Consider the following 25207-nt stretch of genomic DNA (forward strand, 5'->3'; position numbering starts at 1 on the left):
TCCCCATCATGGAAGCGGTTCAGAGGCTCGAATGCTGGGCCACTGCTTCCTCCAGGGCTCCCTTTCGCGCAGAGAGCGTCCTGTCCACCGCGGCAGGATCTTCACGGTTCAGGGCGATCATCGCACTGCGGGTGACGCCTCCGCGCACCACTGTCAGGGCGCCCTGTTCCATCCCGGCAACGACCGCGGCTGCGACGTCCTCCGGGCTCTCATAGTCGAAGCCATGCTCAGCCCCGGCCTGGGAGCTGTCCATCATCGGCGTACTGGTCGCGCCGGGATAGACGTTGAGAACATGGACACCCTCATCGTAGAGTTCCCGGCGCAGGGCCTCCCCGAAATGCGCGATCCCGGCCTTCGTTGCAGCATACGTGGAATAAAACGGCATGCCGATCAGCCCGATGCCCGATGAAACGTTTACGACCAGTCCGTCACCGGAAGCCCGGAGCGCCGGGATGGCCGCCCGGGTCAGAAGGATCGGCGCGGTCAGGTTCAACGCGATCTGGGCCAGCACCTCGGACTCATCCAGGGACTCCAACCGGCCGGCGCGGACATTCCCGGCGTTATTGATCAGGACGTCAACGCCCCCAAGGTGTTCCTGTGCGGCCGCGACCGCCGCGGCTGGGGCGCCGGGCGCTGTCAGATCCAGGGCCACCACGTTCGCCTGACCGCCTCGTGCACGCACCATAGCGGCGACCTCTTCCAACGGTTCACTCCGGCGGCCCACCAGGGTGAGCCTGGCCGAACGCGAGGCCAGCTCCAACGCCATCGCCGCGCCGATACCGCTGCCGGCACCAGTAAGCAGAATAGAACGCTCTTGCAGATCCATAAAAGTCCCTTCAGAAAGCAAACGACCAACACCTGGTTAAGAACGGTCAGTGACCCCAGGAATTCCTGCCTCCAAACCACAACCGCCGCCTCACCGTCCGAATTCCCCCATCTTCAAAACCACGGAACTGCGACGTCGGTCCGCGGGCCTGGCCGGGTCGGGTTATCGCAGCGTTCTGGGCCGGTCCGCTGCAGTTTGGGGCCGAAGCCAGTGGAGGGCGGCTTGTTGCGCGGTCCCCGTGAGGTGAGGAGGGCCAGACCAGGATGGCGGCGGGGCCAGCTGTGAAATACGCGGGAGTGTACATGGCTCCTCCGGTCCAGGATCAAGTTGGGCGTCTGCGGCTGGCTGCGCCTGAAGCCGCTGTCCACGCCAATGAACCTGTGAGTAAGTGCCGTCCGAGGCAAGCGAGACGCCCGAGGCCTCCGGTAGGACGTCATCGACCAGCCCGCGCTGCCGCCCGGCACCCGAGGCTCTGAAAGGCGGCGGCCGGGAACCGGAGGCATGCGCGTCCGGCGTTATGTTCCGTCCGCAGCAGTCCCCGCCCGAACCCGGGGACTCGCCCCCGAATGCCTTGACTTAAATCCCCGTGGCGCCCCTTCTATGTGGGGCTAGAACAAGTGCCGCACTCGTCACGACTGCGGCCAAGGGACGGACTGTGAGGGGGAAAGGCATGGGGACTTCAGGGCCGGGGAGGGACTGTGAAGAGCGGCACCGGCCCCCAAGGGACCGGTGCCTGAAACGAGCCGGTTAGAGTGCGGCCAGCAGCTTCCGCATTTCCTGGATTTCCGCTTCCTGAGCGGCCGCGATGTCTTTACTGAGCCGGACGGCGTCGGCGTTCTTCCCTTGCGTCATTTCGGTCTTCGCCATCATGACGGCGCCTTCGTGGTGGGCAATCATCTGCTGCAGAAAGAGCCTGGCTGCCTCCGTGCCTTGGGCTGCGTTGAGCTTCTTCAAATCATCGTCGCCCATCATGCCGTCCATGCCGTGCCCGGCGGACATCGTCGCTGACTCGTTCCAGCTTTTTAGCCAGCCCGTCATAGTTGCGATCTCCGGGCCCTGGGCAGCCTTGATCTTGGTGGCCAGAGCCGTCACCGATGCCGGGATGTCCTTCTTGGTGAGCATCATGTCGCTCATTTCCACGGCCTGGGTGTGGTGGGGAATCATCCCCTGGGTAAACATAGTGTCGGCCGGGTTGTGGTCTGAGGCTGCCGTCGCGGTGCCGGAGCCCATGCCGGGCATGGCGCCGTGGTCCATGCCCGGCATGCCACTGCTGCTGGAGCCGGTGCCCGGCGTGGTGCTGCTCGAGGAGCCGGCGCCGGAGGCGCACCCGGCAAGGGCGATGACAGACGCCAGGGCAGTTGCGGAAACGGCGAGAAACTTGGTGTTCATGGAAATTCGAGTCCTTCAAGACGTCAGGGGCGCAGTGCACCCCCGTGGGGGACCCTGGACGGCGGAAGTGGCTCGTCAGGGTAGGGCGTAAGGGACCGGAAAAGGGACCGGCGGTGCCCTGTGTTACGTCCTGCTGATGCAGAGCTCGCCCGGTGACGGACTGACGGGCAAATAGAACCACCGAACGGTGCCTGCGAGGAGTGCACCATCATTGGTGTTGACGGCGTGGACAATGGTTCGCGGCATCGGGGCGGCGAGGGATCCGCCGGCGGCCGACGGGATGCAGCCAGGAGGCATGGTCTGCATGCCGGGGCAACTGCACGGGTCCGGGTACTGGGCCAGCGAGGTGCGGGTTGTGTGCGTAGCCGCAGATGGAAGCGATACGGAGGGAGCCGCCGCGGCACTGTGCCCTGCCTGACCGTCGGCTGGTCCGGCGTGCACCAGCCCGGCCGGCGCAGCCGTGGCGGTGTCGGGTGGGTGCATGGAGGAGGTGCCGGTCATCACGTGCATGCCGAAAATTCCGGCGATGACGGCCAATACGGCGGCGATCATCCCGCCGCGGTGGAGGAACGCGGTCAGGCTGCTTTGGCGCGTTGCGTTCATGTGGTTCCTCCTTTCCACGGCTCTCTTCTTTTCTTCAAGGACACCGGCGGGACCTTCAAGGCTACCCGCCGGACTGCGGGGGATGTGCTGCGGGGGATGTGCTTGCAGCCCGGCCACGGCAGGGTCAGCGGACCTGGGCCGGGTTCAGCTTCACTCGCCGCAGCAGCTGCGCGTTCAGGGCGACCACAATTGTGGAGATGGACATCAGGACTGCGCCGGCGGCGGGGGAGAGTATGACGCCGGCGAAGGCGAGCACGCCGGCTGCCAGCGGCACCGAAATGACGTTGTAGCCGGTGGCCCACACCAGGTTTTGCCACATTTTCCGGTAAGTGGCCCGGGACAGATCAACCATCGACAGGACCGCGCGGGGATCATTGCCGGCCAGAACCACTCCGGCCGATTCCATGGCCACATCCGTGCCGGCGCCGATCGCAATGCCCACCTCGGCCCTGGCCAGTGCCGGGGAGTCGTTGACGCCGTCACCAACCATGGCCACCTTTAAGCCGCGGCCCTGCAGCTCGGCGACCTTCTTGTCCTTATCAGCGGGGAGGACTTCGGCGAAGATCTCATCGATGTTCAGCTCCGATCCCACGGCCGCGGCCACCTGGTGCGCATCCCCGGTAATCATGGCGACCTTGATTCCGCGGTTCTGCAGGGCGGCAACGGCTTGGCGCGACTCCTCCCGCACGGCGTCTTCCAGGCTCACGGCGCCGAGAATCCGGTTCCCGTCGAGGACGTGCAGCACAGCCGCACCACGATCCATCCACGCCTTGGTGGCGGTAGCAAGGGCTGCCGGTACGGCGGCGCCGACTTCCCGGAGCAGGGCCGGGCCGCCCACGGCGATGTCCCGGCCCTCGACGGTCGCGCGGACGCCCCGGCCGGTCATGGAGCTGAAGCCGGTGGCCCGCGGCACGTCCAGGCCCTGGTCATGGGCTGCCCGGACAATGGCCCGTGCCACGGGGTGTTCGCTGTCTGCCTCCACCGCGGAGGCCAGGGCGAGCAGCTCGCCCCGGCTGACGCCGTCGGCCGCAGCCACGTCCTTGAGTTCGGGTTCACCCTTGGTCAGGGTTCCGGTCTTGTCGAACAGGACGACGTCGATGGTCCGCATGCGTTCGAGCGCCATCCTGTTCTTGATCAGCACGCCGGCCCGGGCCGCCTGCTCGGTGGAAATGGCGATCACCAGCGGAATGGCCAGGCCCAGGGCGTGCGGGCAGGCGATCACCAGGACGGTCACGGTCCGGGTGACGGCCTCGGGGACGCTGCCCAGCAGCGACCAGACGATGAAGGTGATGACGCCGGCCCCGGCGGCGAAGTAGAACAGAAACGCGGCGGCCCGGTCGGCCAAGGCCTGCGCCTTGGAGGAGGACGCCTGCGCCTCGGCGACGAGGCGTTGGATGCCGGCCAGGGCGGTGTCGTCCCCGGTAGCGGTGACCCGGACCCTGACCGTGTTGTCGGTGGCGACCGTGCCGGCCACCACCGGGTCGCCCGCCGAGCGGAGCACGGTCTTGGATTCGCCGGTGATCATCGATTCATCGAATTCAGCCTGGCCCTCAACCACGGTGCCGTCTGCCGGCATCCGCGCCCCCGACCGGACCAGGACGGTGTCTCCGGTCCGGAGGTCCGAGACGCTGACGGTTTCGGTTCCCGTCTCGGTGATGCGTTCGGCCTCGTCGGGAAGCAGCGCGGCGAGGGCGTCGAGGGCGCCCTGGGCGGAGCCGAGGGCACGCATCTCGATCCAGTGGCCCAGCAGCATGATCGCCACTAGCAGAGCCAGTTCCCACCAGAAGTCAAGATCGAAGCCGCCGATACCCAGGCTGGTGATCCAGGAAGCAATGAAAGCGACGCTGATGGCCATGCCGATCAGCAGCATCATCCCCGGCTGCCGCGATTTCAGCTCACCGAGTCCGCCCTTCAGGAACGGCATGCCGCCGTAGAAGAAAATCACGGTACCCAGGATCGGCGGGATCCAGGCCGCGCCGGGGAATTCCGGTGGCATGTAGCCGAGCAGATGACCGAACATCGGGCTGAAGTAAACGACGGGCACGGACAGGGCCAGCGTCAGCCAGAACCGGTCCTTGAACATCGCCGTGCTGTGCCCGGCGTGTTGGCCGTGGCTGTGGACGACGTGATCGTCATCGGTGCCGTGGCCGCCGTGGTGGTCGGGGTGCCCGGGGGCGGCGGTGGCGACCGCTGCGGGCGGCGGCGCACTTCCGGGTGAGCCATGGCCGGGCCTGTGTGAGCCGCTGGCGTGGTGGTCATGGTGCTGGGTGTGGTTTTCCATAAGTTCTCCTCGAGACGATCGGCCGGCCGCTTACCAGCGGTCCGCAGAGTGGTCGGACCCGAACTAGCTGCGGACCAGGCTGTACCCGGCGTTGGTCACAGCCCGGCGGACAGCGGCGTCAGCGGCGGTTCCTTGAACCAGCAGAAGCGATCGGCCGCCCGGGACGAGGTCGACCGATGCGGCGCTCACCCCGTTCAAGGCGCCCACTGCAGCTGCAGCCCGAAGCGGAGGAAGACACCAGGGGAAGTTCTTTGCCGGAGTGTGTTTCGCGCATGTCAGTTCCATTCTTCTCGTAGAAAGAGGTGATGGTGCTGTGGTTGAACGGCTGTGATGGCCGGCGAGGCGCCGTCCGGGACATACCAGTTCACTGACAACGCTTCAAATATACCCCCAGGGGGTATGGAATGCAAGGGCCGGCCGCCCGGCCTGGTTCCGGTGCGGCATGATGAGGGACATGACCATCGCAAAGTCCGTGTTGCTGTTCATCCTGGCCGCAGCCGCCGAGATCGGCGGCGCCTGGCTGGTGTGGCAGGCCGTGCGGGAAGGGCGGGCCTGGTGGTGGGCCGGGCTCGGAATCATCGCCCTGGGTCTCTACGGATTCGTTGCGACCCTGCAGCCCGACGCGCATTTCGGCAGGATTCTGGCCGCGTACGGCGGCGTCTTCGTCGCCGGGTCGCTGGCCTGGGGAATGGCTTTCGACGGATTTCGGCCCGACCGCTGGGACGTCATCGGATCCATGATCTGCGTCGCGGGGGTGGCCGTGATCATGTTCGCTCCCCGCGGGCCTGTTTCTTAGGACGCGATCAGCGGAGGGACGCGTCAGGCCGTCCTGCCGGTTCGGGATAGTCTGAAGCCGCACCCCAACCCCTGAGAGGACAGCATTTATGAGCCTGATCCGGCTGCATGACGTCAGCGTCCGCTTCGACAACACCCAGATCCTTCGGGAAGCGTTCTTCCGGCTCGAGCCCGGGGACAGGGTGGGCCTGATCGGCAAGAACGGGTCCGGCAAGACCACCATCCTGAAGCTGATCCTGGACCAGGTGGCTCCGGACACCGGCACGGTCAGCGTGGAGCTCGGGACCAGGGTGGGCTACTTCTCCCAGTTCTCCGAGCTGAACGGCGAATCCACCATCACCGAGGTCCTTGACGGGCTGTTCGGCGAGATCAAGGCCGTCGAGGCCGAGCTAGCCGCGATTGACGCGGCCATTGCGGAGAATCCCGCGGCCGAGGAACTGGACCGCCTGATCGGACGCCAGGCCGGACTGTTCGAGGACATGGACCGGCTCGACGGCTGGGACTACCCCCGCCGCATCGATACGGTGCTGACCACCCTGGGGTTCGATGAGCCCCACCGCCACTGCGCGATCGACGCGCTGTCCGGCGGCTGGCGCAACCGCGCCGCACTGGCCAAGATCCTGCTCGAGGGGCCGGACGTCCTCCTGCTCGATGAGCCCACCAACTTCCTGGACGTGGCCGGCGTCGAATGGCTGGAAAGCTGGTTCCGCGACTTCAAGGGTGCCGCCGTGATCGTCTCGCACGATCGGAAGTTCCTCGATGCGGTCGTCACCAGGATCATCGAGGTGGAAAACTTCCACCTGCACGAATACCCCGGAAACTTCGGCGAATACGTGGTCCAGAAACAGTTCCGGCTCAAGACCCTTGAGCAGCAGTTCGTGCACGAAGCCGAACTGCTGGCGTTTGAGGCCGAGGGGATCGCGGACCGCCGTGAAGCGGCCAAAGCCGCGGGCCGCGGACTGGGCAACCAGCTCGCCAAGATCAAGAAATCCCGGACACCCCGGCCGGTGGACCAGATCGTCACCGAGATCTACGGCGGACTGCACGTAAAGGACGTCCTGTGCCGGGTGGAGGGGCTGGGCAAGTCCTACGGCGACAAACTGCTGTTCGACGATTTGAGTTTCGAAATCCGCAAGGGCAACCGGATCGCGGTGCTCGGCGCCAACGGCAGCGGAAAATCCACACTGCTGAAAGTGCTGACCGGCGAGGAGTGCGCCGATTCCGGCGGCGTGGTCTGGGCCAAGGGCCCCGGTTTCGTTTCGTACAACCGGATGCTGGAGGACCTCGACGACGGCGATACGGTGTCCCACGCGGTCAACGCCCTGCCGGACAGCCTCGCCTTCAGCGCCACGAAGAAGTCCGTCAACCGTTTCCTCGCCATGTTCCAGTTCTCCGAGGCGGACCTCAAGCAGAAAATCGGCAACCTCTCCGGCGGCCAAAAGGCCCGCGTGGCCATGGCGCAGTGCTTGCTCTCCGGCGCCTCGGCCCTGCTGCTCGACGAACCGACCAACCATCTGGACCTCTCCAGCACCCAGATGATGGAACGGGCGCTGCTGCATTTCCCCGGCGCCGTCGTCGTGGTCAGCCACGACCGTTTCTTCACCGAGAAGATCGCCACCCGCCGGCTCATCTTCGGGGCGGCGGGCGCCGGTCGCGGCGAGGTCGCGCAGCACGCGGCCTGAGCCGAAAACTGCGGTAACGCGGGATAAAAGGCGGGATAATAGGAGCATGTCCGAACAGCGCCGGGAACACGAAGGTGACCCGTGGGAGGAATTCGACCGGCTCGAACCGGCCTCGCCGGACCGTGTCAGCGGCGTTCCCGGCGGTGAGCCCCACGGCTTCGGCTTCCGCACGGGGGTACGCAGCGCGCGCGTGGCCGTCGGCTTCGCTGTGTACGCCCTCGCACTCGGCACAGTGCTGGTCCTGCTCGGGGCGATCTACTTCATCGGCCACGGGCAATGGCTCTGGCTGGCTCTCATGGGATTGATCGAGACCGGCTTCGTTCTAGCGTTCGTCCGGCTCGTGGCCCAGGCCCGCAACCGCCGCTCAACGCCTTAGCCCAACGCCCTAGCCCAACTCTGCAGCCCGGTTAGAGCCAGCCCTTCCGCTTGAAAATGGCATACATGATCGTCGCGGTGCCGGCCATCATGCCGATCGCCATCGGGTAGCCGAAGGTCCACTGTAGTTCCGGCATCCGGACGAAGTTCATCCCGTATACCCCGGCCACAAAGGAGGGCGCGAAGAAGATGGCCGCCCATGATGAAATCTTCTTGACCTGCTCATTTTGTTCCGCGCTGGCCTCGTTCTGACGGTTGGCCGTCAGTGTGCCGTCCAGGGTGAGCGCATTCTGCAGCAGGTCGCGGAACGAATCGGCGCGGGAGATCAGCCGCTCTACGTGGTCCTCGACGTCGCGGAGACTGTGCTGCAGTTCCGTGTCCACGTGGTATTTCTCGAAGCCGCGACGCAGCTGCTGCATCATGGCCGGCAACGGATGGATAGCACGCTGGAAATGGATGACCTCGCGTGCGAGGTCGTAGATGCGCCGGGAAACCAGCGCGTCCCCGCTGAAGAGCTGGTCCTCGATCTCGTCGATGTCGTTCTCCAGTCCGGCCACCACGGGGAGATAGTCATCCACTACCTGGTCCAGGAGGGCGTAGAGGACCGCTTCGGGGCCGTGGCACAGCAGGTCCGGGCGGCCCTCCAGGCGGTGCCGGACCTGGCCGACAACGCCCGTCTCGGCATGCCGAACAGTCACCACAAAATTCCGGCCCGTGAAGACGTGCAGTTCGCCGAATTCCACGGTCTCCGACTCGTCCAGGTACCGGGCCGGACGGAGGACGGTGAACAGGTTGTCGTCGTAGCGCTCCAGCTTGGCGCGCTGGTGCGCGGAAATCGCATCCTCCACCGCCAGACGGTGCAGTCCAAACTCGGCCGCGACGGCGGCCATTTCTTCTTCCGTCGGCCGGTACAGGCCGATCCAGGCCATGCCGCCGAGTTCGGTCAGGGTCTCGAAGGTCTGTTCAAGACTGCTCGGCTCGGCACGGCGGATGCCGTCAACGTAAACGGCGTTATCAATGATAGTCACTGGGACATTATCCCGTGTTTGGCTGGCGTTCCGCGGACCCTGCATGGCGCGACGCGGACCGCCCGGGCGCCAGCGCGCTGCCTTGGGCCAGCCTGCTGATGAGCGGCTCGGTGCGGTACGGGATGTGGGTGTGCAGGGCCAGCACGGTTTCGGTCCGGATGACGCCCTTGATCCTCAGGATGGACCGCAGGGCGGCCTGGAGGTTGTGCGTGTCGGTCGCCACCACCCGGCACCAGACATCGCCGCGGCCGGAAATCTCGTGAACCTCCAGGACCTGGGGGATCAGGCGCAGTGCGCCCACGACGCCGTCGAGTTCACGGTGGTTCACCTCGATCGTAACGAAGGCGACGACGTCGTACCCCACAGCCTCCAGATCGATTTCCCGGCCGCCGTCGTGCAACAGGCCGGAGCGCAGCATCCGCCGGACGCGGGTCTGGGCGGTGTTCCTCGCGATCCCCAGGGCGTCGCCGAGCTCGCCGATCTGGATCCGCGGGTCCTTGATCAGTTCGAGCAGAATCTTCAAATCGGTAGGGTCCAGACTGTTCAAATCATCACTCCGGTTCATGCTAGGCGACAGTGATTGATGGTTTTGCTCAATTTTGACACAAAACTTATCCCGAAAGTTCATGATTGCCGCACTCTGTAGATATCGAACTTCACCGGGCCGGCGCCTCCCCACAGGGAGAACGTGCGGCCCGCTTCAATGCAGGGGCGCCGCCATGACAGTCTTTAGCGAACTTCGCATGCGCCCGGCCGCGGCAGAACGCTGGGGCTGGGATGCTTCCGTCACCGCACGGCTGGTGATGGCTGGCGTCGTCATCTTCACCCTGCTGGTCGGCGCCAACCTCGCGACCCCGCTATATCCGTTGCTGCAGGCCAAGCTAGGCATCACTGCCCTGGACGTCACCGTGGTCTTCTCCGCCTACGTCCTCGCGCTCGTGGCCACCCTGATCCTCGCCGGGCACTGGTCGGACCACATCGGCCGGCGCGCGGCCCTGGTCCTGGCCGTGCTGGTGGGCCTCGCCGGCGGCATTGTCTTTGCCAATGCGGACAGCCTGCTTGCACTGTCAACCGGTCGGGCGTTGCAGGGCGCCGCGGTGGCGCTGGCCACCGGCGCAAGTTCCGCCGCCCTGCGTGAGCTGCTGCCCAGCCGGCCCGAGTGGGCCTCGCGGTTCACGCTGCTGGCATCCTCCGGCGGGGTGGCGGCCGGCCCGGCGATCGGCGGGGTTCTTTCCGTGCTCCCCGGGCCGACCTCCACGCCGTACTACCTGCACTCGGTTGTCCTGATTGCCCTGCTGGTGCCGCTCTACTTGCTTAAGGCCCGGCCTGCCATTACGTCGGTCGCGGGCCGGCAACCGCTGAAGGTCCTCGCACCCCGGCGCCCCTCCGTATCGAGCGAGGCGCGGGGCGCGTTCTGGCTGGCGTCGGCCGTGGGGTTCCTCAGTTTTGCGGTCTTTGGCTTCTGCCTCTCGCTGGCTCCCGGCTATTTCGCCCAGATTGTCCATGCGAACTCGCGGCCGCTGATCGGGCTGCTCGCCGGACTGACACTGGCGGCCTCGGCGCTGAGCCAGCTGCTGGCGGTGCGCGGGCGTTTCGTGGTGCCCATCGGGCTGTCGCTGCTCTCCGCCTCAGTGCTGCTGATCGCGGCAGCCGCGGCGTGGAGCAGCCCCTGGCTGTTGATCGCCGCCAGCATCACCGCCGGCCTGGGCCAGGGGGTCTCCTTCCGGACGGTCTTCAACGACGTCGCCGGAAAGGTGGAGGCGGCCCGCCACGCCCAGATCATCAGCACGGTCTACGTGATCACCTACCTCGGCAGCGCCTTCCCGGTGATCGGGCTGGGGCTGGCGGCCGGCGTCTTCGGCCTGCAGGCGGCCGTGGCGGCCTTCGTCGTGTTGTGCGCCGTCGTTGCCCTCGGCCTGGCAGCCGTCACGCTTCGCAACGCGCGGGGTTAATCCGGCAGGGGGCCGTGGTTGCCCTGGATGTGGTCGAATACCAGGGTGGTCTCGGTGTGGCCCACCACGGGATCGGTCGCCAAATTGTCCAACACCCAGTCGCGCAGGTCCTCCGTGGTGGCGACGGCAATGTGCAGCAGGTAATCCACCGACCCTGAGGTGTGGAAGGTGGACAGCACGGCGGGCAGCTTGGGGACCCGCGCGGTGAAGCGGTCGATCTGTTCGCGGTCGTGCGCCCGCAGCCGGACGGCGATCAGCGCCTGCACTGATCGTCCCACCGCGGCGAGGCTGAGTTTGGCCTCGAAGCCCTCGATGATCCCGCGCTCGGACAGGGCCCGGGTGCGCATGAGGGCCGTGGACGGGGCAATCCCCACGAGCTCGGCCAGTTGCTTGTTGGAGATCCTGGCGTCCGCCACCAGAGCGGCCAGCAGTCGCTCGTCAATGGCGTCCAAAGGTTCGCCGGTGCCCGCTCCCGGCCGAACATTCTTCGTGGTGCTGCTCACGGATCCTCCTCGATGTGGTGTGAGTTCATCATAAACACCACAATCTGACAGTTCTATTCGTAAGCTCTTCAAAACTCCGAATTATTGCCAGATACTTTCAGCATTCAATGGCGAATATTCATAAGGAGTACGGTGCTTTCTCAAGACTCGCTGGCGGTCCACGCCGGCCGGAACGGCCTCACGGAGCTCGGCGTCCACGCCGTTCCGATCGATCTCTCCACCACGGCACCGCTGCCTTCGGTCCACGACGGCGGCCTAGCCTACGAGCAGATGGCCACCGGCGGTCCGCATTTGGACGGACAGAGTACGGTCTACCAGCGGCTCTGGAACCCGACCGTGGCCCGTTTCGAAGAAGGCGTCGCCCTGCTCGAGGACGCTCCCGAGGCAGTGGCGTTCGCCACCGGCATGGCAGCCCTGAGCGCTGTGCTGCTGGCCGTCGTCGGCACCGGGAAGAGGCACGTGGTGGCGGTCCGGCCGCTGTACGGCGGCAGCGACCACCTCCTGGCCTCCGGAGTGCTCGGCACCGAAGTCACTTTCACCACGCCCGACGGCGTGCGGGCGGCCCTGCGCGCCGACACCGGACTCGTCGTCCTGGAGACGCCGGCCAACCCTACCCTGGAGCTCACGGACATTTCCGCCGTGGTGGCCGCCGCGGACGGCGTGCCGCTGCTGGTGGACAACACCTTCGCCACCCCGGTGCTCCAGCAGCCCTACCGGCACGGCGCGGCCCTGGTGCTGCACAGCGCCACCAAATTTTTTGGCGGCCACGGCGATGCCATGGGCGGCGTCGTGGCTGTGTCCCCCGAGTGGGCCGTCCGGCTGCGGCAGATCCGGGCCATTACCGGCGGCATCCTCACGCCCTGGCCCGCCTACCTGCTGCACCGCGGAATCGCCACACTGCCGGTCCGGGTCCGGGCACAGCAGGCCGGTGCGGAGAAGGTCGCGGCCGCCCTGTCGGAGCACGAGCTGATCCGGCGGGTCTATTACCCGGGCCTGCCGGAATGTGATCCGTGGAGCCTGATCGGATCGCAGATGGCGGGGCCCGGTTCGCTGCTGGCGTTTGAGCTGGCCAGCGCCGAGCACGCCCAGCGCGTCCCGGCGGCCGTCAGCATGATCACGCACGCCGTCTCGCTGGGCGGCGTCGATACGCTCATCCAGCACCCCGCCGGGCTGACCCACCGGCCGGTGGCCGCGGAGGCCAAGCCGCACGCCGGCCTGCTGCGGGTCTCCGTGGGCCTGGAGGATCCGGCGGACATCCTGGCGGACCTGGTGCAGGCCCTCGAGGCGACCCGCTAACGCACTGCCGCCGTGGCTGCATTCCGAACGGCGGCGTCCCCTGATCCGGCGGGATGCACGACGACGGTGATCACCGCCGTCGTGCAGGCCAGCCCCATCACTGCCAGGGCCAGGGCAGTCCAGCCGAGAGACTGAAAGAGCAGGCCGCCGGCCCAACCGATGACGCTGGAGCCAAGGTAGTAGGCGAGGTTGTATAGCGAGGCTGCCTGGGCCCGGCCGGTGCTTGCGATCACCCCGGTCCAGCCGGAGCCGATGCTGTGGGCCGCGAAGAAGCCGCCGGTAAAGAGCAGCAGGCCGGCCAGGATCAGGACCAGGAACTGGGTAAGGGTCAGCGCGAGACCGGCGACCATGAGGGCCGTGCCCGTCACCAGAACGTTGCGCCGCCCGAAGCGCAGTGTCAGCCCGGCGGCCCAGCGCGCGGAGACGGTGCCGGACAGATAGGCCAGAAAGATCAGGCTGATGAGCGTGGCCGGCAGGCTGAAAGGCTCGCCGGACAGCCGGAAGCCGAGGAAGTTGTACACCGCCACGAAGCCGCCCATCAGCAGGAACGCCTGGACGTAGATGGCCAGCAACCGTGGGTTCCGGCAGTGGGCGGCCAGCGTGGAGAGGGCGCCACGGAATCCGGCAGCAGCAGCAGGACTGAAATTCCGTGCCGGCGGCACCAGGACCAGGAACAGGACGGCGGCCACCGTCGCCATGACCGAGACGGCCAGCGCTGCGGCCCGCCAACCCCACAACTCGCCGACCGGGCCGGCCACCAGCCGGCCCGCCAGCCCGCCGAGAGTGGTGCCCGCGACGTAGGTGCCCGCCGCTAGGGCGGCGTGGGCCTTGTTGACTTCCTCGTTGAGGTACGCGATGGCGATAGCCGGGATGCCCCCCAGTGCCATGCCCTCCAGCGTGCGGAGGCCCAGCAGGACCGGAAAGTTCGGCGCCAGCGGGGTCAGCAGCCCCAGGACGGTGGCGGCCGAGATGCCCCACGCCATGGCCCGCACCCGTCCGATGCGGTCGGCCAGGAAGGACCACGGAATGACCGTCATGGCCAGGCCCACGGTGGCCAGCGAGACGGTCAGTGCCGCCTCGGCTGCCGTCACCTGGAGCTCGCGGGCGATCAGCGGCAACACGGCCTGGGTGGAATAGAGCTGGGCAAAGGTTGCGACGCCGGCAAACGCCAGACCCGTGAGGATCCGGCGGTAGGCCGCTGAACCCTTGGCGTGGCCGGCCCAGGGAGCAGGGGCCGGCCGGTGGCGGTTGCGAGGGGAGCGGGCGGGGGAGGGACGGGGCATGGAACCAGCGTAGGCCTTGGCTATAGCTGCCCTTGCTCGCCGAACTCGGCCGCAGCCAGCACATCACCGCGACGGCCGACGCGCTGGGCCTCCCGCAGTCCACGGTGAGCCGGGCGATCGCGCGGGCCAGTGCGGTCGTGGGCACCGAACTGCTGGTCCGCGACGGCCGGGGCGTCCGGCTGACGGCCGCCGCCAAGGTCCTTCTGCCGCATGTCGACGCCGCACTGGCCGAATTCCAGGCCGGACTGGGCCTGGTCCGGCACGAAGCCGAGGTGGTGCGCGGACGAATCGCAGTGTCCTTCCAGCACACCTTCGGCGAGGCGGTGCTGCCCCTGCTGATCAGTGCCTTCCGGCAGCGGCATCCGCAAACCGAGTTCAACCTCAGCCAGGGCTCGCGGGACGGCTGCCTGGCTGAACTGGCAGCCGGCGACGCGGACCTGGCGTTGACCGCCCCCATCGCGGCGCCGGGCCGGCTGATTTCCTCGGCGGCCCTGTACCGGGAACCGCTGAGGCTGGTCGTCCACCACCGACACCCGGTCGCCCGGCGTCGGCGCGCCCGCCTCGCGGAGATCCGGCAGGATCCCTTCGTGGCGATGGGCCCCGGCTACGGCATGCGCTCCCTGACGGACGCGCTGTTCCGCGAAGCGGGCTTCCGGCCGCGCATCGCCTTCGAAAGCCAGGACTCCCACACGGCCCGGGGACTCGTCTCGGCAGGGCTCGGACTGAGCATCCTGCCACCCGGCGGGCAGGCCCCCGGGCGCCACCCCGCCGGGCAGGCGGGCGACCTCGGCTGGGTGGAACTCGCTCTGGATTCCGGCCTGGCATTCCGGGAAATCGGTCTGGCCTGGCGGGAGCGGCGCGGGGGAGCGGACGCCGAACCGGACCCGGTGCGGCTGTTCCGAGAGCTGGTACTGAGCGAGGGACCTGCCCTGCTGGCCGGCCTTGTCCGCGTCCGCTCCGGCAACTGAGCCTGAAACCGCGGGCCCATCAGCCCAGCAAGCCTGCCAGTACTTTCGCTACCGAACCGGCCCGCGCCTGCTGCCATCCGGTGCCGGCCCAAAGGTTCAGCCGCTCCGGATCCCCGGCTGCCGCAGCGGCCGCGCGCAGCGGGGCCGTGAGGTGGTGCACAGCCGGGTAGGCGTCCGGTGCGTCCGGGTGGTCCCGGACAAATTCGTTGACCAGTGCCCGGGCCGACCGTCCGGTGAACGCCCTCGTGAGCGCGGTCCGGGTGAAGTGCGGGCTGGCCAGCGCGTCCTTGTGCAACTGCCGGGCCCCGCTCTCGTTTGTGCGGAGAAATGCCGTGCCCAGTTGGGCGGCCTGCGCCCCCGCGGCCAGCACCCGGTCAACCCCAGCGGTGTCCATGATCCCCCCGGCCGCCGCGAGCGGGAGCATGACGGCGGAACGCACTGCCGCGATCAGCTCCGCCGTTGTGGCCGGAACGGCGGAACCCGGCAGGAACGCGGCGCTGTGGCCCCCGGCGCACCCATGCTGCACCACCAGGGCATCCACGCCCAGATCGTCTGCCCGCCGCGCCTCGGCGGCGGAGGTCACCGTGGCGAGCACCGCAGACCCGCCCCGCTGCAGGGCTCGGACGATGTCGGGACCGGGCAGCCCGAAGGTAAAACTGACCAGTTCCACCGGATCTGCCAGCAGGGCATCGATCTTGCCCTGCCATTCGTCGTCGTCATCGAGCCGCGGCGGCGGGAGCTCCACACCGTAGCGCAGGGCATCGGCACTTAGCTCCAGCCGGTACTCCTCCAATACCTCCCGAGCGGCAGCGGACGCCGCCAGCCGGGCCAGATCCGGGACAAACACATTCACGCCGAACCGCACGCCGGACTCCCGGACGGTGCGGATTTCGGCCTGCATGGCCGCCACGCCCTTGTAGCCCGCGGCCAGGAAGCCGAGGCCGCCGGCCGCATGCACTGCTGTTACGAGGGCCGGCGTGGAGGTCCCGCCGGCCATCGGCGCAGCGACAATCCGTACGCCGAAAATGTCCTCCGCCATGGCTCGCTCCTCTCGCCGGTTCAGTAGTCTGGTCCGGTGACTCATTCTGACATCCCGACCTCGGCGGACGCCGGCTCCTCCACCGCTGCCGGCGCCGTGATCGGGCTCGACATCGGGGGAACCAAGACCCGCGGGGTCCGGTTCCAGAACGGCACTCCGGTGGCGGACGAATCAGTGGGCAGCGCCAACGTCCAGAACGTCACGCCCGAGGCAGCCGCCCTCCATTTGGCGGAACTCTTCGCCCGGATCGGCGGGGGAACTATCGCCCAGGTGTACGCCGGAGCCGGCGGCATCGACACCGACGACGACGCCGCGGCGCTCGCCGCCCTGATCGCCCCGCACGCGCCGGGCGCCAAAATCACAGTCGTCCACGACTCCCGCCTCCTGCTGGCCGCCGGCGGAGCCAGCACCGGGGTGGCAGTGATCGCGGGGACGGGATCCGCCGCGTGGGGCAGGAACAGCCGCGGCGAGGAAGCCCGCGCCGGGGGCTGGGGCTACCTGCTCGGCGACGAAGGCAGCGGCTACTGGCTGGGCCGGGAGGCCGTGCGCCACAGCCTGCGCCGGATGAACCAAGGACTGCAGCGCGATGACCTGACGCGGGCCTTGCTGGACTCCTGCGGCGTGGACCACCCGAACAAGCTGATCGCACTGTTCCATTCACCCGACACCGGACGACGCTTCTGGGCCCAGCGCGCCCGGCTCGTCGTAGAGGCCGCCGACGCCGGCCACGCACCGAGCCGGGCGCTGATCGAACAGGCCGGCCGGGACCTCGCCGGTCTGGCCGAACAGACGGTCAGGCAGCTCGGCATCGAGGGGCCCGTCATCCTGGGCAGCGGGCTCGGCATGAACGTGGCTCGGCTGCAGGCAGCGTTCCGCGGCGCACTGGCCGCCGCCGGGATCACGGATGTCCGGGTACTACAGCAGGAGCCGGTCTTTGGCGTGCTCCAGCTCGTGGCCGAGCAGGAGTAAGCGGCCAGGAGAGAGCCACAGATCGCTCCGGGCCCGTGCCGCGCCGCTACGCTGGATCAATGACCCTGCTTTTCGACACCCGCCCGGCCGCCTACGGCATCATCATCCGGGACGACTCCCTCCTGCTGGCCTACTGGAAGCAAGGCGGCCGCGAGGGCTGGACACTGCCCGGCGGCGGCCTAGACCTCGCCGAGCATCCGGTGGACGGCTGCCGGCGCGAGATCTACGAGGAGACCGGCTACCAGGCCGAGATCGGCGCACTGCTCGGCGTCGACGTCGGGCACTGGCCGGCCGAAGCCCGGCTCGACGGCGGGCAACGCGACTTCCAGTCCCTGCGGCTGGTCTATGAGGCGAGTATCACCGGCGGGGATCTGCGGCACGAGGTAGGCGGCAGCACCACCCATGCGGCCTGGATCCCGCTGGCGGAGGTGGCGGGCCTGAACCGCGTCTCGCTCGTGGACGCCGCCCTCCGGCTCCACCGCGAGCGGCCGCTGGACGGCAAACTCTCCTGAGCCGGCGGCGTTGGTTTGCGGCTCCCAACCGAAACCCGGGTGCCGAATGCCGATGGGGGCGCCGCCCGCCTGACACTATGCTGACAATTATCTGGTCCGTTTTTTCGATTCGGGCCGCCGCTTCGTCAGCGTCGGCCGTTAGGCTGGGGGCTACCTGCTTTACAGCCAAAAATCAGCATGCATATGATCAGCTGGCTGGACCGTCCCTTGTTGCCGCCAACAGATAGGTAAGCCCGGAATGGCAGAGGCCATGATCGAGTTCCAGAGCGTCACCAAGCAGTACCAGGGCGGTCAGGCCGCGGTCGACGATCTGACCATGTCCATCGACAAGGGCGCCATCACAGTGTTCGTGGGACCCTCGGGCTGCGGCAAGACCACCTCCCTGCGGATGATCAACCGGATGGTAGAACCGACGTCGGGCACCATCACTGTTGATGGGCAGGATGTCACCTCCGTTCCGGCGGCGCAGCTGCGCCGTTCCATGGGCTACGTGATGCAGTCCTCCGGGCTGATGCCCCACCGGTCCGTGCTGGACAACATCGCAACCGTCCCCAGGCTCAACGGCGTGTCCAGGGCGGCGTCCCGCCAGCGGGCGCAGGAGCTGCTCGACGTCGTCGGCCTCGCCTCCGGGCTCGGCCGGCGCTACCCCTCACAACTTTCCGGCGGCCAGCAGCAGCGCGTGGGCGTGGCCCGGGCCCTGGCAGCGGACCCGCCCGTGCTGCTCATGGACGAGCCGTTCAGCGCGGTGGATCCCGTGGTGCGCGACGAACTGCAGAAGGAACTGCTCCGCCTGCAGCGCGACCTGGCCAAGACCATCGTCTTTGTTACCCACGACATTGACGAGGCGACCGTGCTGGGGGACAAGGTTGCGGTCTTCGCCGGCGGCGGGAAGCTGGCACAGTACGCTGCTCCGGAAGAAATCCTGCGCGCCCCGGCCAACGACTTCGTTGCTGCCTTCGTGGGCCGAGACCGTGGTTTCCGGCACCTGGCGTTCAGCCCGTCGGACGGCGTCACGATCCACCCGGTGAGCACCGTCACCCTCGCTGAACTCGACCGCGACGGCGGCCCCCGGGCGGACGAGTGGCAGTTGGTCGCCGACGCGGATAGTCGGCCGCTTGGCTGGAGCGCACCTGGCGCGAGCCCCAACAAAGTCCCGGGCGGCTCGCTCTTCCACGAAGGCGAAACACTCCGCCGTGCGCTGGACGCGGCCTTGTCCTCGCCTTCCGGACTCGGCGTTGCCGTCGATGCGGAGGGCCGGGTGGCTGGTGTGATCACCGCCGAAGAGGTGCTCGCCGTGATTGAAGCGGCCCGCCGGGTCCGGCAGGGCGCGCTCTGATGGAGTGGTTCCTGGCCAACAGCGGGCAGGTCTTCGGCCTCGCGGGCCAGCACCTCGTTCTGGCACTTTTGCCAATGCTGTTTGGCCTGCTGATTTCCATCCCGCTGGCCCAGCTTGCCAGGCAGAACCGGACCCTGCGCACAGTGATCCTGACTGCTTCCTCGCTGCTGTACACGGTTCCTTCGCTGGCGCTCTTCATCATCCTTCCTACGGTCCTGGGCACCAGGATCCTGGACCCCGTCAACGTGGTGGTGGCGCTGACCATCTACGCCGTCGCGCTCCTGGTACGGGCCGCCCTGGATGCCTTTGACTCGGTCGACCACGACCTCGAACAGGCCGCCGTCGCCATGGGCTTCAAACCCCTGGCCCGCTTCCTGCAGATCGACCTGCCGCTGTCCCTGCCCGTGCTGTTCGCCGGCCTCCGGGTGGTCTCGGTTAGCAACATCTCCCTGGTCAGCGTCGCCGCCCTGCTCGGCATCGGCAACCTCGGAATGTTGTTCACCTCGGGGCTCCAACGCGACTTTGTGACCGAAGTGCTGGTGGGCATCATCGCCATCCTGGTGCTGGCGCTCCTGATGGACGCGGTTCTGGTGCTGCTGGAGCGGCTCCTGACACCCTGGACCCGGGCCGGCACAGGGAAGTCCGGCGAGGCCGAAGAGCCGGCCGCGGCCCGCCTGAAGTCGGACGCCGCGGCAGGGGCGTCCCCATGAGCAACGTCTTCACCGACACCATCGCCTGGCTGGCCGACCCCACGCACTGGACCGGCAGCACCGGAATCCCGATGCGAATCGCCGAGCACCTGCAGTACACGGGCCTGGTGATGCTCATTGCAACAGCCATCGCGGTCCCGATCGGGCTCTTCGTGGGGCACACCGGGCGGGGCCGGGTTGCCGTGGTGGCCCTCGCCGGCGCCCTGCGGGCATTACCGACCCTCGGCCTGCTGACGCTCTTCGTCCTGCTGGTGGGGATCGGGCTGATGCCGCCGGTCTGGGCGCTCGTGATCCTAACCGTGCCGCCGCTGCTGGCCGGAACCTACGCCGGAATCTCCAGCGTGGACCGGAACGTCGTGGACGCGGCCCGGGCCATGGGCATGACCGAACTCCAGGTCCTCTTCCGCGCCGAGTTCCCCAATGCGCTCCCGGTCATGTTCGGCGGGTTCCGCACCGGAGTCCTCCAGGTGATCGCCACCGTGTCGGTCGTCGCGTACATCAACCTGGGCGGCTTGGGCCGCTACCTCTTCGACGGCCTTGTCCTGTCCGATTTCCCGCAGATGCTCGGCGGCTCGCTGCTCATCGCCGGGCTCGCGATCGCCGTCGACCTTTTGCTTGTGCTGTTCCAGCGGCTCTTCCTGTCCCGGGGGACCGCCCTCACACCAAACCGGAGCCAGCAGGCCACGGTTGATCTCACAGACCCCGCGACCGCGGAGTCTGTTGTTCAAGGAGGTACGTCATGAAGGAAAACCGCCAACGAGTATTGGGCAGGCGCGCATTCGGCAGCCTGGCCGCCGGCGTCGGCTTGGCCGTGGCCCTGTCCGCCTGCGGCGGCTCGTCCAACCCGCTGTCCTCGGCTCCTGCCAGCGGCGGCTCCTCCGGCGGGGCCGGCGGGGCCCTCGTGATCGGGTCCGCCGACTTCACCGAGAGCCAGATCATCGCCGAGGTCTACGCCGGGGCGCTCAACGCCGCCGGCGTCACGGCGAGCACCAAACCGAACATCGGATCCCGCGAGGTCTACTTCAAGGCAGTCCAGGACGGCTCGGTCGATGTGGTCCCCGACTACAGCGGAAACCTGCTGCTGCACGTCAACAAGGACGCCACCGAGGTCTCCGCCGCCGACATTGCAAAGGCGCTGCCGGGCAAGCTTCCCGACGGACTGGCCGTGCTGGACGCTGCGAAGGCCGAGGACAAGGACGCCATGGTGGTTACCAAGGCCACCGCGGAGAAGTACAAGCTGAAGTCCATCGAGGACCTGGCCAAGGTCTGCAGCGAAATCGTGGTCGGCGCGCCCGCCACCTTCGCCGAACGCGCCTACGGCCTGCCGGGCCTGAAGAAGAACTACAACTGCGTGCCCAAGAAGCTGGAGCCCTTCAGCGACGGCGGCGGCCCCATCACGGTCAAGGCTTTGCTCACGGACCAGGTCCAGGTCGCCGACATCTACACAACCACTCCGGCCATCGCGGACAACGACCTGGTGGTGCTGGAGGACCCGAAGAACAACTTCATCGCCCAGCAGGTCCTGCCGCTGTACAACAAGGCCAAGATGACGGATAAAGCCAAGGAGGCCCTCAACGCCGTCTCCAAGCTGCTCACCACCGATGATCTGATCAACCTCAACCGAGCGGTCGGAGGCAGCCAGAAGCAGAACCCGAAGGACGCCGCGGCCGCGTGGCTCAAGGACAAGGGTCTGGTCAAGTAAGTCGAAGAACGCGGGCTTCCGCTGTGAGACACGTCTCACAGCGGAAGTACATCCGCCATATGGCATATTTGATGAATGGCAGAATTCAAGCAGTCCACCAAGCTTCATAATGTCCTCTACGACATCCGTGGACCTATTCTTCAGGCCGCCCAGCAGATGGAGGCGGAGGGGCACCGGATCCTCAAACTGAACATCGGTAACCCGGCACCGTTTGGCTTTGAAGCGCCGGACGCGATTTTGGTGGATATGATCCGCCACCTGCCCCACGCCCAGGGCTACAGCGATTCCCGCGGTATTTTCTCCGCCCGCACCGCCGTCTCGCAGTACTACCAGACCCGCGGGATCCAGAACATCCACGTCGATGACATCTACCTTGGCAACGGTGTCAGTGAGCTCATTACGATGTCGCTGATGGCGCTGCTGGACGACGGCGACGAGGTCCTGATTCCCACCCCGGACTACCCGCTTTGGACGGCCTCCGTGGCCCTGGCCGGCGGCCGTCCGGTGCACTATCTGTGCGACGAGGACTCCGGCTGGCAGCCTGACCTGGACGACCTCGAAGCGAAGATCACGCCGCGCACCAAGGGCATCGTGGTGATCAACCCCAACAACCCCACCGGCGCCGTCTACCCCGAGGAAACGCTCAAGAAAATCGTGGCCCTAGCCGAAAAGCACGGTCTGGTGCTGTTCGCCGACGAAATTTACGAGAAAATCCTGTACGAGGATGCCGTGCACGTGAACGTGGCCAGCCTCACCGGCGATGACGTGCTGTGCCTGACCTTCAGCGGGCTCTCCAAAGCCTACCGGGTGTGCGGCTTCCGGGCCGGCTGGATGGCCATCTCGGGTCCGAAGAAGGAGGCCGCGGACTACCTCGAAGGCATCAACCTGCTGGCGAATATGCGCCTGTGCGCCAACGTCCCGGCCCAGCACGCGATCCAGACAGCCCTGGGCGGCTACCAGAGCATCAACGATCTGATCCTGCCGGGCGGCAGGCTGCTGGAGCAGCGGAACAAGGCCTATGACATGCTGAACGCCATCCCGGGCGTCAGTACGCAGCAGGCCCGCGGGGCGATGTACCTCTTCCCGCGGCTTGACCCCGAGGTCTACCACATCCGCGACGACGAGAAGTTCGTCCTGGACCTGCTGCGTCAGCAGAAGATCCTCGTCTCCCACGGCCGTGCGTTCAACTGGGTGCGGCCGGACCATTTCCGGATGGTGACCCTGCCGAACGTCAAGGACCTGGAAGAGGCGATCAACCGGATGGGGGACTTCCTGAGCCGGTACCAGGGCAACTAGGCTTCGGGACAGTAGCGCTGCGGGGCGGATCGGACGGCCGGGCGCCCGAACCGGAAAGAGGCTTTGATGGCAGATGTCGTGAAGTTCGATAAGCAACCCTCCGAAACCCTGAAGGCGGGGAAGAAGTTCAGCCTTGAGAAGGTCGATCCGGGGGCCACGCCGGGCTACGCGGGCGACAAGGCTGCCGGAAAGGAATTGCTCAGCGATCAGGACAGCAAACTGACCCGATTGCAGGAGCAACTCTTCGCGGAGTCCAGGACTGGCGGTAAGAAGCGCGTACTGCTTGTCCTGCAGGCCATGGACACCGCGGGCAAGGGCGGCATCGTCAAACACGTCATGGGCCAGATGGACCCGCAGGGCGTACAGCTGAAGTCGTTCAAGGCGCCCACCCCGGAGGAGCAGTCTTACGACTTCCTCTGGCGGATCGAAAAGGAAGTTCCGGCGGCCGGCATGGTGGGGGTCTTCGACCGCTCGCACTATGAGGATGTCCTGATCCACCGCGTGCACCGCTGGGCGGACGCCGCGGAGCTGGAGCACCGCTACCGGGCCATCAATGAGTTCGAAGCCCGGCAGGCGTCGGCCGGAGCGAAAATCGTCAAAGTCATGCTGCACCTGAGCCGTGATGAGCAGCAGGAACGGCTGCTCGCCCGGCTGGAGGACCCCGCGAAGAGGTGGAAGTACAGCGGAAACGACCTCAAGGAACGGGCGTTCTGGGACGACTACATGGACGCCTATCAGGCTGCCTTTGAGCAGACGAGCTCCGAGATTGCGCCCTGGCATGTGGTGCCGGCGAACAAGAAATGGTACGCCCGGATAGCCGTCCAGCAATTGCTTCTTGAAGCCTTGGAAGGGCTGGCGCTTGAGTGGCCGGTCCCGGACCTCGACGTCGACACGGAGAGCGAGCTGGTGCGGCGGTCCTGACCGGCCCGTTTACCGGTCGGGTCGGCTTCTCCGGTCAGCTTTCCTTGTCTGCCTGGTCCCGGGCGGCAGCGAGCCGCTTGCGGGCGCCTTCGAGCCACTGCTCGCAGCGCTTTGCGAGGGCCTCCCCGCGCTCCCACAACGCGAGGGATTCCTCGAGGCTGGCGCCGCCGGCTTCCAGCCTGCCCACCACCCCCACGAGCTGTTCGCGGGCCTCCTCGTAGCTCAGCCCGTCAATGTCCCTGTTCGGTGCGGCGGTCGCCGCGTTCTCTGCTGCCATGCTGGTTCTCCTTGTCTGGATCCCGGCGGGGCCCGTCGTTGCGGGACCGGGAAGTCTGAGTTCTTGAACTGTCGGGGCGGGATGCTCAGTCCCCGGCGGGCTCCTGGCCGCCGGTGGACTGGGCCGTGAACCCGCCGCCGGCCACCCGTACCGTCAGGCCGGTGCCGGCCGGAACCTGGTCCGGGTGCCGGACCACCTTGTGGTGTGCCAGGCCCGGGTTACCATCGTCGAGCTGGACGACGGCGTAGCCGCGGTCCAGGGTCTTTTGCGGCGACAGGGCACGCACCTGCGCTTTGAGGTGGACCAGGTGGTCCGCCGCCCGGACCACCGCGGTGTTGATGGCCGCGTGCGAGCGGCCCTTGAGCCGTTCGACGTCGTCGTGCCGGGTAGCGACCATGCCCTCCGGGGCCGCCAGCACCGGGCGGGAGCGAAGCGACGCGAGACGGTCCGTTTCGCGCTCCACCAGACGGGTCACCCCGCGGCGGAGCTGGTCGCGGCTCTGCCGGACCCTGGCGAGCTCCTCGACGACGTCGGGCACGATCCGCTTGGCCGCGTCGGTGGGCGTCGAAGCGCGCAGGTCGGCGACGTCGTCGAGAATGGGCCGGTCCGCCTCATGGCCGATCGCGCTGACGACCGGCGTGGCCGCAGCCGCCACGGCCCGGACGAGTTCCTCGCTGCTGAACGGGAGCAGGTCCTCCAGGGCGCCGCCGCCGCGGGCGATAACGATGACGTCCACCTCCGGATGGGCGTCCAGTTCGCGCAGCGCGCCGATGACCTGGGCCACGGCGGTGTTGCCCTGGACGGCCACCTCGCGGATTTCAAATTCGACGGCGGGCCACCGCAGCGCCGCGTTGCGGAGCACGTCCTTTTTGGCATCGGAGTCGCGGCCGGTGATCAGGCCGATCCGGTGGGGGAGGAGCGGCAGGCGCTTCTTGCGTGAGTCGGCGAAGAGCCCCTCCGCCGCGAGCGCCTGGCGGAGCCGTTCAATCCTGGCCAGCAGGTCGCCGAGCCCCACCGGCCGGATGTCCTTGACCGACATGTTCAGCCGGCCCGTTTTCAGCCAGAACTCGGCCTTGAGCAGTGCCACGACCCGGGAGCCACGCTGCAGCGGCGTGGCCTGGCGGTCCAGGACACTCGTCCACACCGACGCGGGGAGGGAGATCTCCGCGTCAACGTCCCGGAGTGTGAGGTAGGCGTTGGTGCCGCGCCGGTTGAGCTCGATCACCTGGCCTTCGACCCAGGCTGCGGGGGCGCGGTCGATGTAGATCTTGAGGTTTTGCGAGAGCAGCTGCAGCGGCCAGGGGTTGTCGGGGCTGGTGCCTGCCGCGGTGGCCGGCAGGGTGCTGGTTGCGGCGGTCTCTTCAGACATGCCGGTAGCCGCCGGCGGAGTGGGGCTGGTGCATGTGCGTGGAGTCCTTTTGACGGAGACTTATGGTGACGGGGATTTGCTTCAACTCTATCCAT

25 protein-coding genes are annotated in these 25207 nt (G+C 67.4%); 14 read left to right on the forward strand and 11 right to left on the reverse strand.

Going from position 1 to position 25207, the window contains the following annotated elements; all coding sequences use genetic code 11:
- Positions 1-19: 19 nt before the first annotated feature.
- The 4 genes from ABIB14_RS03430 to ABIB14_RS03445 all read right to left on the reverse strand — a co-directional run bounded on the left by ABIB14_RS03430 (position 20) and on the right by ABIB14_RS03445 (position 5099).
- The gene (locus tag ABIB14_RS03430; protein ID WP_354234084.1) at positions 20-826 is read right to left on the reverse strand and encodes an SDR family NAD(P)-dependent oxidoreductase; all 807 of its coding nucleotides are present in this window, start codon (positions 824-826) and stop codon (positions 20-22) included.
- A 747-nt stretch (positions 827-1573) separates the two neighbouring features.
- On the reverse strand, positions 1574-2215 hold the full coding sequence (locus ABIB14_RS03435; protein ID WP_354234085.1) for a DUF305 domain-containing protein: 642 nt from the start codon (positions 2213-2215) through the stop codon (positions 1574-1576).
- A gap of 123 nt (positions 2216-2338) precedes the next feature.
- A complete protein-coding gene (locus ABIB14_RS03440; RefSeq protein ID WP_354234087.1) occupies positions 2339-2818 on the reverse strand; it encodes a hypothetical protein in 480 nt (159 codons plus the stop codon).
- A gap of 124 nt (positions 2819-2942) precedes the next feature.
- A complete protein-coding gene (locus ABIB14_RS03445; RefSeq protein WP_354234089.1) occupies positions 2943-5099 on the reverse strand; it encodes a heavy metal translocating P-type ATPase in 2157 nt (718 codons plus the stop codon).
- Between the two features lie 454 nt (positions 5100-5553).
- On the opposite strand from ABIB14_RS03445, the gene ABIB14_RS03450 reads away from it, so the two are divergent.
- From ABIB14_RS03450 to ABIB14_RS03460, 3 genes are all read left to right on the forward strand, one after another.
- The gene (locus tag ABIB14_RS03450; RefSeq protein WP_354234091.1) at positions 5554-5895 is read left to right on the forward strand and encodes a YnfA family protein; all 342 of its coding nucleotides are present in this window, start codon (positions 5554-5556) and stop codon (positions 5893-5895) included.
- An 88-nt stretch (positions 5896-5983) separates the two neighbouring features.
- Complete coding sequence (locus ABIB14_RS03455; RefSeq protein ID WP_354234093.1) at positions 5984-7576, forward strand: ABC-F family ATP-binding cassette domain-containing protein; 1593 nt, start codon at positions 5984-5986, stop codon at positions 7574-7576.
- A gap of 46 nt (positions 7577-7622) precedes the next feature.
- A complete protein-coding gene (locus ABIB14_RS03460; protein WP_354234094.1) occupies positions 7623-7952 on the forward strand; it encodes a hypothetical protein in 330 nt (109 codons plus the stop codon).
- 31 nt (positions 7953-7983) lie between these two features.
- Here ABIB14_RS03460 and corA read toward each other — a convergent pair whose 3' ends face one another.
- Both corA and ABIB14_RS03470 read right to left on the reverse strand, forming a co-directional pair.
- A complete protein-coding gene (corA, locus tag ABIB14_RS03465) occupies positions 7984-8979 on the reverse strand; it encodes a magnesium/cobalt transporter CorA (RefSeq protein ID WP_354234096.1) in 996 nt (331 codons plus the stop codon).
- A gap of 7 nt (positions 8980-8986) precedes the next feature.
- On the reverse strand, positions 8987-9544 hold the full coding sequence (locus tag ABIB14_RS03470) for an Lrp/AsnC family transcriptional regulator (protein ID WP_354234097.1): 558 nt from the start codon (positions 9542-9544) through the stop codon (positions 8987-8989).
- A gap of 154 nt (positions 9545-9698) precedes the next feature.
- On the opposite strand from ABIB14_RS03470, the gene ABIB14_RS03475 reads away from it, so the two are divergent.
- Positions 9699-10931 (forward strand): MFS transporter, encoded by a 1233-nt coding sequence (locus tag ABIB14_RS03475; RefSeq protein WP_354234099.1) that lies wholly within the window; start codon positions 9699-9701, stop codon positions 10929-10931.
- Here the strand turns inward: ABIB14_RS03475 and ABIB14_RS03480 are convergent.
- Positions 10928-11434, reverse strand: coding sequence for an Lrp/AsnC family transcriptional regulator (locus tag ABIB14_RS03480; RefSeq protein ID WP_354234101.1), 507 nt, complete (start codon positions 11432-11434; stop codon positions 10928-10930). The genes ABIB14_RS03475 and ABIB14_RS03480 overlap by 4 nt on opposite strands.
- Before the next feature lie 132 nt (positions 11435-11566).
- Between ABIB14_RS03480 and ABIB14_RS03485 the strand changes: the two genes are divergently transcribed.
- A complete protein-coding gene (locus tag ABIB14_RS03485) occupies positions 11567-12730 on the forward strand; it encodes a trans-sulfuration enzyme family protein (RefSeq protein WP_354234102.1) in 1164 nt (387 codons plus the stop codon).
- Here ABIB14_RS03485 and ABIB14_RS03490 read toward each other — a convergent pair.
- Complete coding sequence (locus ABIB14_RS03490) at positions 12727-14013, reverse strand: MFS transporter (RefSeq protein ID WP_354234104.1); 1287 nt, start codon at positions 14011-14013, stop codon at positions 12727-12729. The two genes, ABIB14_RS03485 and ABIB14_RS03490, sit on opposite strands and share 4 nt — an antisense overlap.
- 26 nt (positions 14014-14039) lie before the next feature.
- On the opposite strand from ABIB14_RS03490, the gene ABIB14_RS03495 reads away from it, so the two are divergent.
- Positions 14040-14981: a LysR substrate-binding domain-containing protein gene (locus tag ABIB14_RS03495; RefSeq protein WP_354234149.1), complete on the forward strand. Its 942-nt coding sequence runs from the start codon at positions 14040-14042 to the stop codon at positions 14979-14981.
- Between the two features lie 19 nt (positions 14982-15000).
- Here the strand turns inward: ABIB14_RS03495 and ABIB14_RS03500 are convergent, their stop codons facing one another.
- The gene (locus ABIB14_RS03500; RefSeq protein WP_354234105.1) at positions 15001-16020 is read right to left on the reverse strand and encodes a nitronate monooxygenase; all 1020 of its coding nucleotides are present in this window, start codon (positions 16018-16020) and stop codon (positions 15001-15003) included.
- A 36-nt stretch (positions 16021-16056) separates the two neighbouring features.
- Between ABIB14_RS03500 and ABIB14_RS03505 the strand changes: the two genes are divergently transcribed.
- From ABIB14_RS03505 to ABIB14_RS03540, 8 genes are all read left to right on the forward strand, one after another.
- Positions 16057-16989 (forward strand): N-acetylglucosamine kinase, encoded by a 933-nt coding sequence (locus ABIB14_RS03505; protein WP_354234107.1) that lies wholly within the window; start codon positions 16057-16059, stop codon positions 16987-16989.
- A 59-nt stretch (positions 16990-17048) separates the two neighbouring features.
- Positions 17049-17501, forward strand: a complete 453-nt coding sequence (locus ABIB14_RS03510) for an NUDIX hydrolase (RefSeq protein WP_354234108.1) — start codon at positions 17049-17051, stop codon at positions 17499-17501.
- 238 nt (positions 17502-17739) lie between these two features.
- A complete protein-coding gene (locus ABIB14_RS03515) occupies positions 17740-18837 on the forward strand; it encodes an ABC transporter ATP-binding protein (RefSeq protein WP_354234110.1) in 1098 nt (365 codons plus the stop codon).
- Entirely contained in the window at positions 18837-19547 is a 711-nt protein-coding gene (locus ABIB14_RS03520) for an ABC transporter permease (protein ID WP_354234111.1), read from the forward strand. The genes ABIB14_RS03515 and ABIB14_RS03520 overlap by 1 nt, the downstream gene beginning before the upstream one ends.
- Positions 19544-20290 (forward strand): ABC transporter permease, encoded by a 747-nt coding sequence (locus ABIB14_RS03525; protein ID WP_354234113.1) that lies wholly within the window; start codon positions 19544-19546, stop codon positions 20288-20290. Before ABIB14_RS03520 ends, ABIB14_RS03525 begins: the two co-directional genes overlap by 4 nt.
- The gene (locus ABIB14_RS03530; RefSeq protein WP_354234115.1) at positions 20287-21249 is read left to right on the forward strand and encodes an ABC transporter substrate-binding protein; all 963 of its coding nucleotides are present in this window, start codon (positions 20287-20289) and stop codon (positions 21247-21249) included. Before ABIB14_RS03525 ends, ABIB14_RS03530 begins: the two co-directional genes overlap by 4 nt.
- Before the next feature lie 75 nt (positions 21250-21324).
- Entirely contained in the window at positions 21325-22545 is a 1221-nt protein-coding gene (locus ABIB14_RS03535; RefSeq protein WP_354234116.1) for a pyridoxal phosphate-dependent aminotransferase, read from the forward strand.
- Positions 22546-22611: 66 nt separating this feature from the next.
- Positions 22612-23466, forward strand: a complete 855-nt coding sequence (locus ABIB14_RS03540; protein WP_354234117.1) for a PPK2 family polyphosphate kinase — start codon at positions 22612-22614, stop codon at positions 23464-23466.
- A 34-nt stretch (positions 23467-23500) separates the two neighbouring features.
- Here ABIB14_RS03540 and ABIB14_RS03545 read toward each other — a convergent pair whose 3' ends face one another.
- Together ABIB14_RS03545 and xseA are read right to left on the reverse strand one after the other, a co-directional pair.
- Positions 23501-23743, reverse strand: a complete 243-nt coding sequence (locus tag ABIB14_RS03545) for an exodeoxyribonuclease VII small subunit (protein ID WP_354234118.1) — start codon at positions 23741-23743, stop codon at positions 23501-23503.
- An 85-nt stretch (positions 23744-23828) separates the two neighbouring features.
- Positions 23829-25112 carry an exodeoxyribonuclease VII large subunit gene (gene xseA, locus ABIB14_RS03550; protein WP_354234119.1) on the reverse strand — a complete coding sequence of 428 codons (1284 nt, stop codon included), beginning with the start codon at positions 25110-25112 and terminating at the stop codon, positions 23829-23831.
- Positions 25113-25207 lie beyond the last annotated feature (95 nt).

The organism is Arthrobacter sp. UYEF3, from assembly GCF_040546245.1.
Taxonomy (GTDB): Bacteria; Actinomycetota; Actinomycetes; order Actinomycetales; family Micrococcaceae; genus Arthrobacter.

Coding starts and splice junctions, on each gene's coding strand:
- ABIB14_RS03545 (WP_354234118.1), bottom strand. CDS start 23,743: ATGGCAGCAGAGAACGCGGCGACCGCCGCACCGAACAGGGACATTGAC.
- ABIB14_RS03540 (WP_354234117.1), top strand. CDS start 22,612: ATGGCAGATGTCGTGAAGTTCGATAAGCAACCCTCCGAAACCCTGAAG.
- ABIB14_RS03520 (WP_354234111.1), top strand. CDS start 18,837: ATGGAGTGGTTCCTGGCCAACAGCGGGCAGGTCTTCGGCCTCGCGGGC.
- ABIB14_RS03500 (WP_354234105.1), bottom strand. CDS start 16,020: ATGGCGGAGGACATTTTCGGCGTACGGATTGTCGCTGCGCCGATGGCC.
- ABIB14_RS03535 (WP_354234116.1), top strand. CDS start 21,325: ATGGCAGAATTCAAGCAGTCCACCAAGCTTCATAATGTCCTCTACGAC.
- xseA (WP_354234119.1), bottom strand. CDS start 25,112: ATGTCTGAAGAGACCGCCGCAACCAGCACCCTGCCGGCCACCGCGGCA.
- ABIB14_RS03530 (WP_354234115.1), top strand. CDS start 20,287: ATGAAGGAAAACCGCCAACGAGTATTGGGCAGGCGCGCATTCGGCAGC.
- ABIB14_RS03455 (WP_354234093.1), top strand. CDS start 5,984: ATGAGCCTGATCCGGCTGCATGACGTCAGCGTCCGCTTCGACAACACC.
- ABIB14_RS03450 (WP_354234091.1), top strand. CDS start 5,554: ATGACCATCGCAAAGTCCGTGTTGCTGTTCATCCTGGCCGCAGCCGCC.
- ABIB14_RS03525 (WP_354234113.1), top strand. CDS start 19,544: ATGAGCAACGTCTTCACCGACACCATCGCCTGGCTGGCCGACCCCACG.
- ABIB14_RS03435 (WP_354234085.1), bottom strand. CDS start 2,215: ATGAACACCAAGTTTCTCGCCGTTTCCGCAACTGCCCTGGCGTCTGTC.
- ABIB14_RS03430 (WP_354234084.1), bottom strand. CDS start 826: ATGGATCTGCAAGAGCGTTCTATTCTGCTTACTGGTGCCGGCAGCGGT.
- ABIB14_RS03470 (WP_354234097.1), bottom strand. CDS start 9,544: ATGAACCGGAGTGATGATTTGAACAGTCTGGACCCTACCGATTTGAAG.
- ABIB14_RS03440 (WP_354234087.1), bottom strand. CDS start 2,818: ATGAACGCAACGCGCCAAAGCAGCCTGACCGCGTTCCTCCACCGCGGC.
- ABIB14_RS03445 (WP_354234089.1), bottom strand. CDS start 5,099: ATGGAAAACCACACCCAGCACCATGACCACCACGCCAGCGGCTCACAC.
- ABIB14_RS03475 (WP_354234099.1), top strand. CDS start 9,699: ATGACAGTCTTTAGCGAACTTCGCATGCGCCCGGCCGCGGCAGAACGC.
- ABIB14_RS03515 (WP_354234110.1), top strand. CDS start 17,740: ATGGCAGAGGCCATGATCGAGTTCCAGAGCGTCACCAAGCAGTACCAG.
- ABIB14_RS03490 (WP_354234104.1), bottom strand. CDS start 14,013: ATGCCCCGTCCCTCCCCCGCCCGCTCCCCTCGCAACCGCCACCGGCCG.
- ABIB14_RS03510 (WP_354234108.1), top strand. CDS start 17,049: ATGACCCTGCTTTTCGACACCCGCCCGGCCGCCTACGGCATCATCATC.
- ABIB14_RS03460 (WP_354234094.1), top strand. CDS start 7,623: ATGTCCGAACAGCGCCGGGAACACGAAGGTGACCCGTGGGAGGAATTC.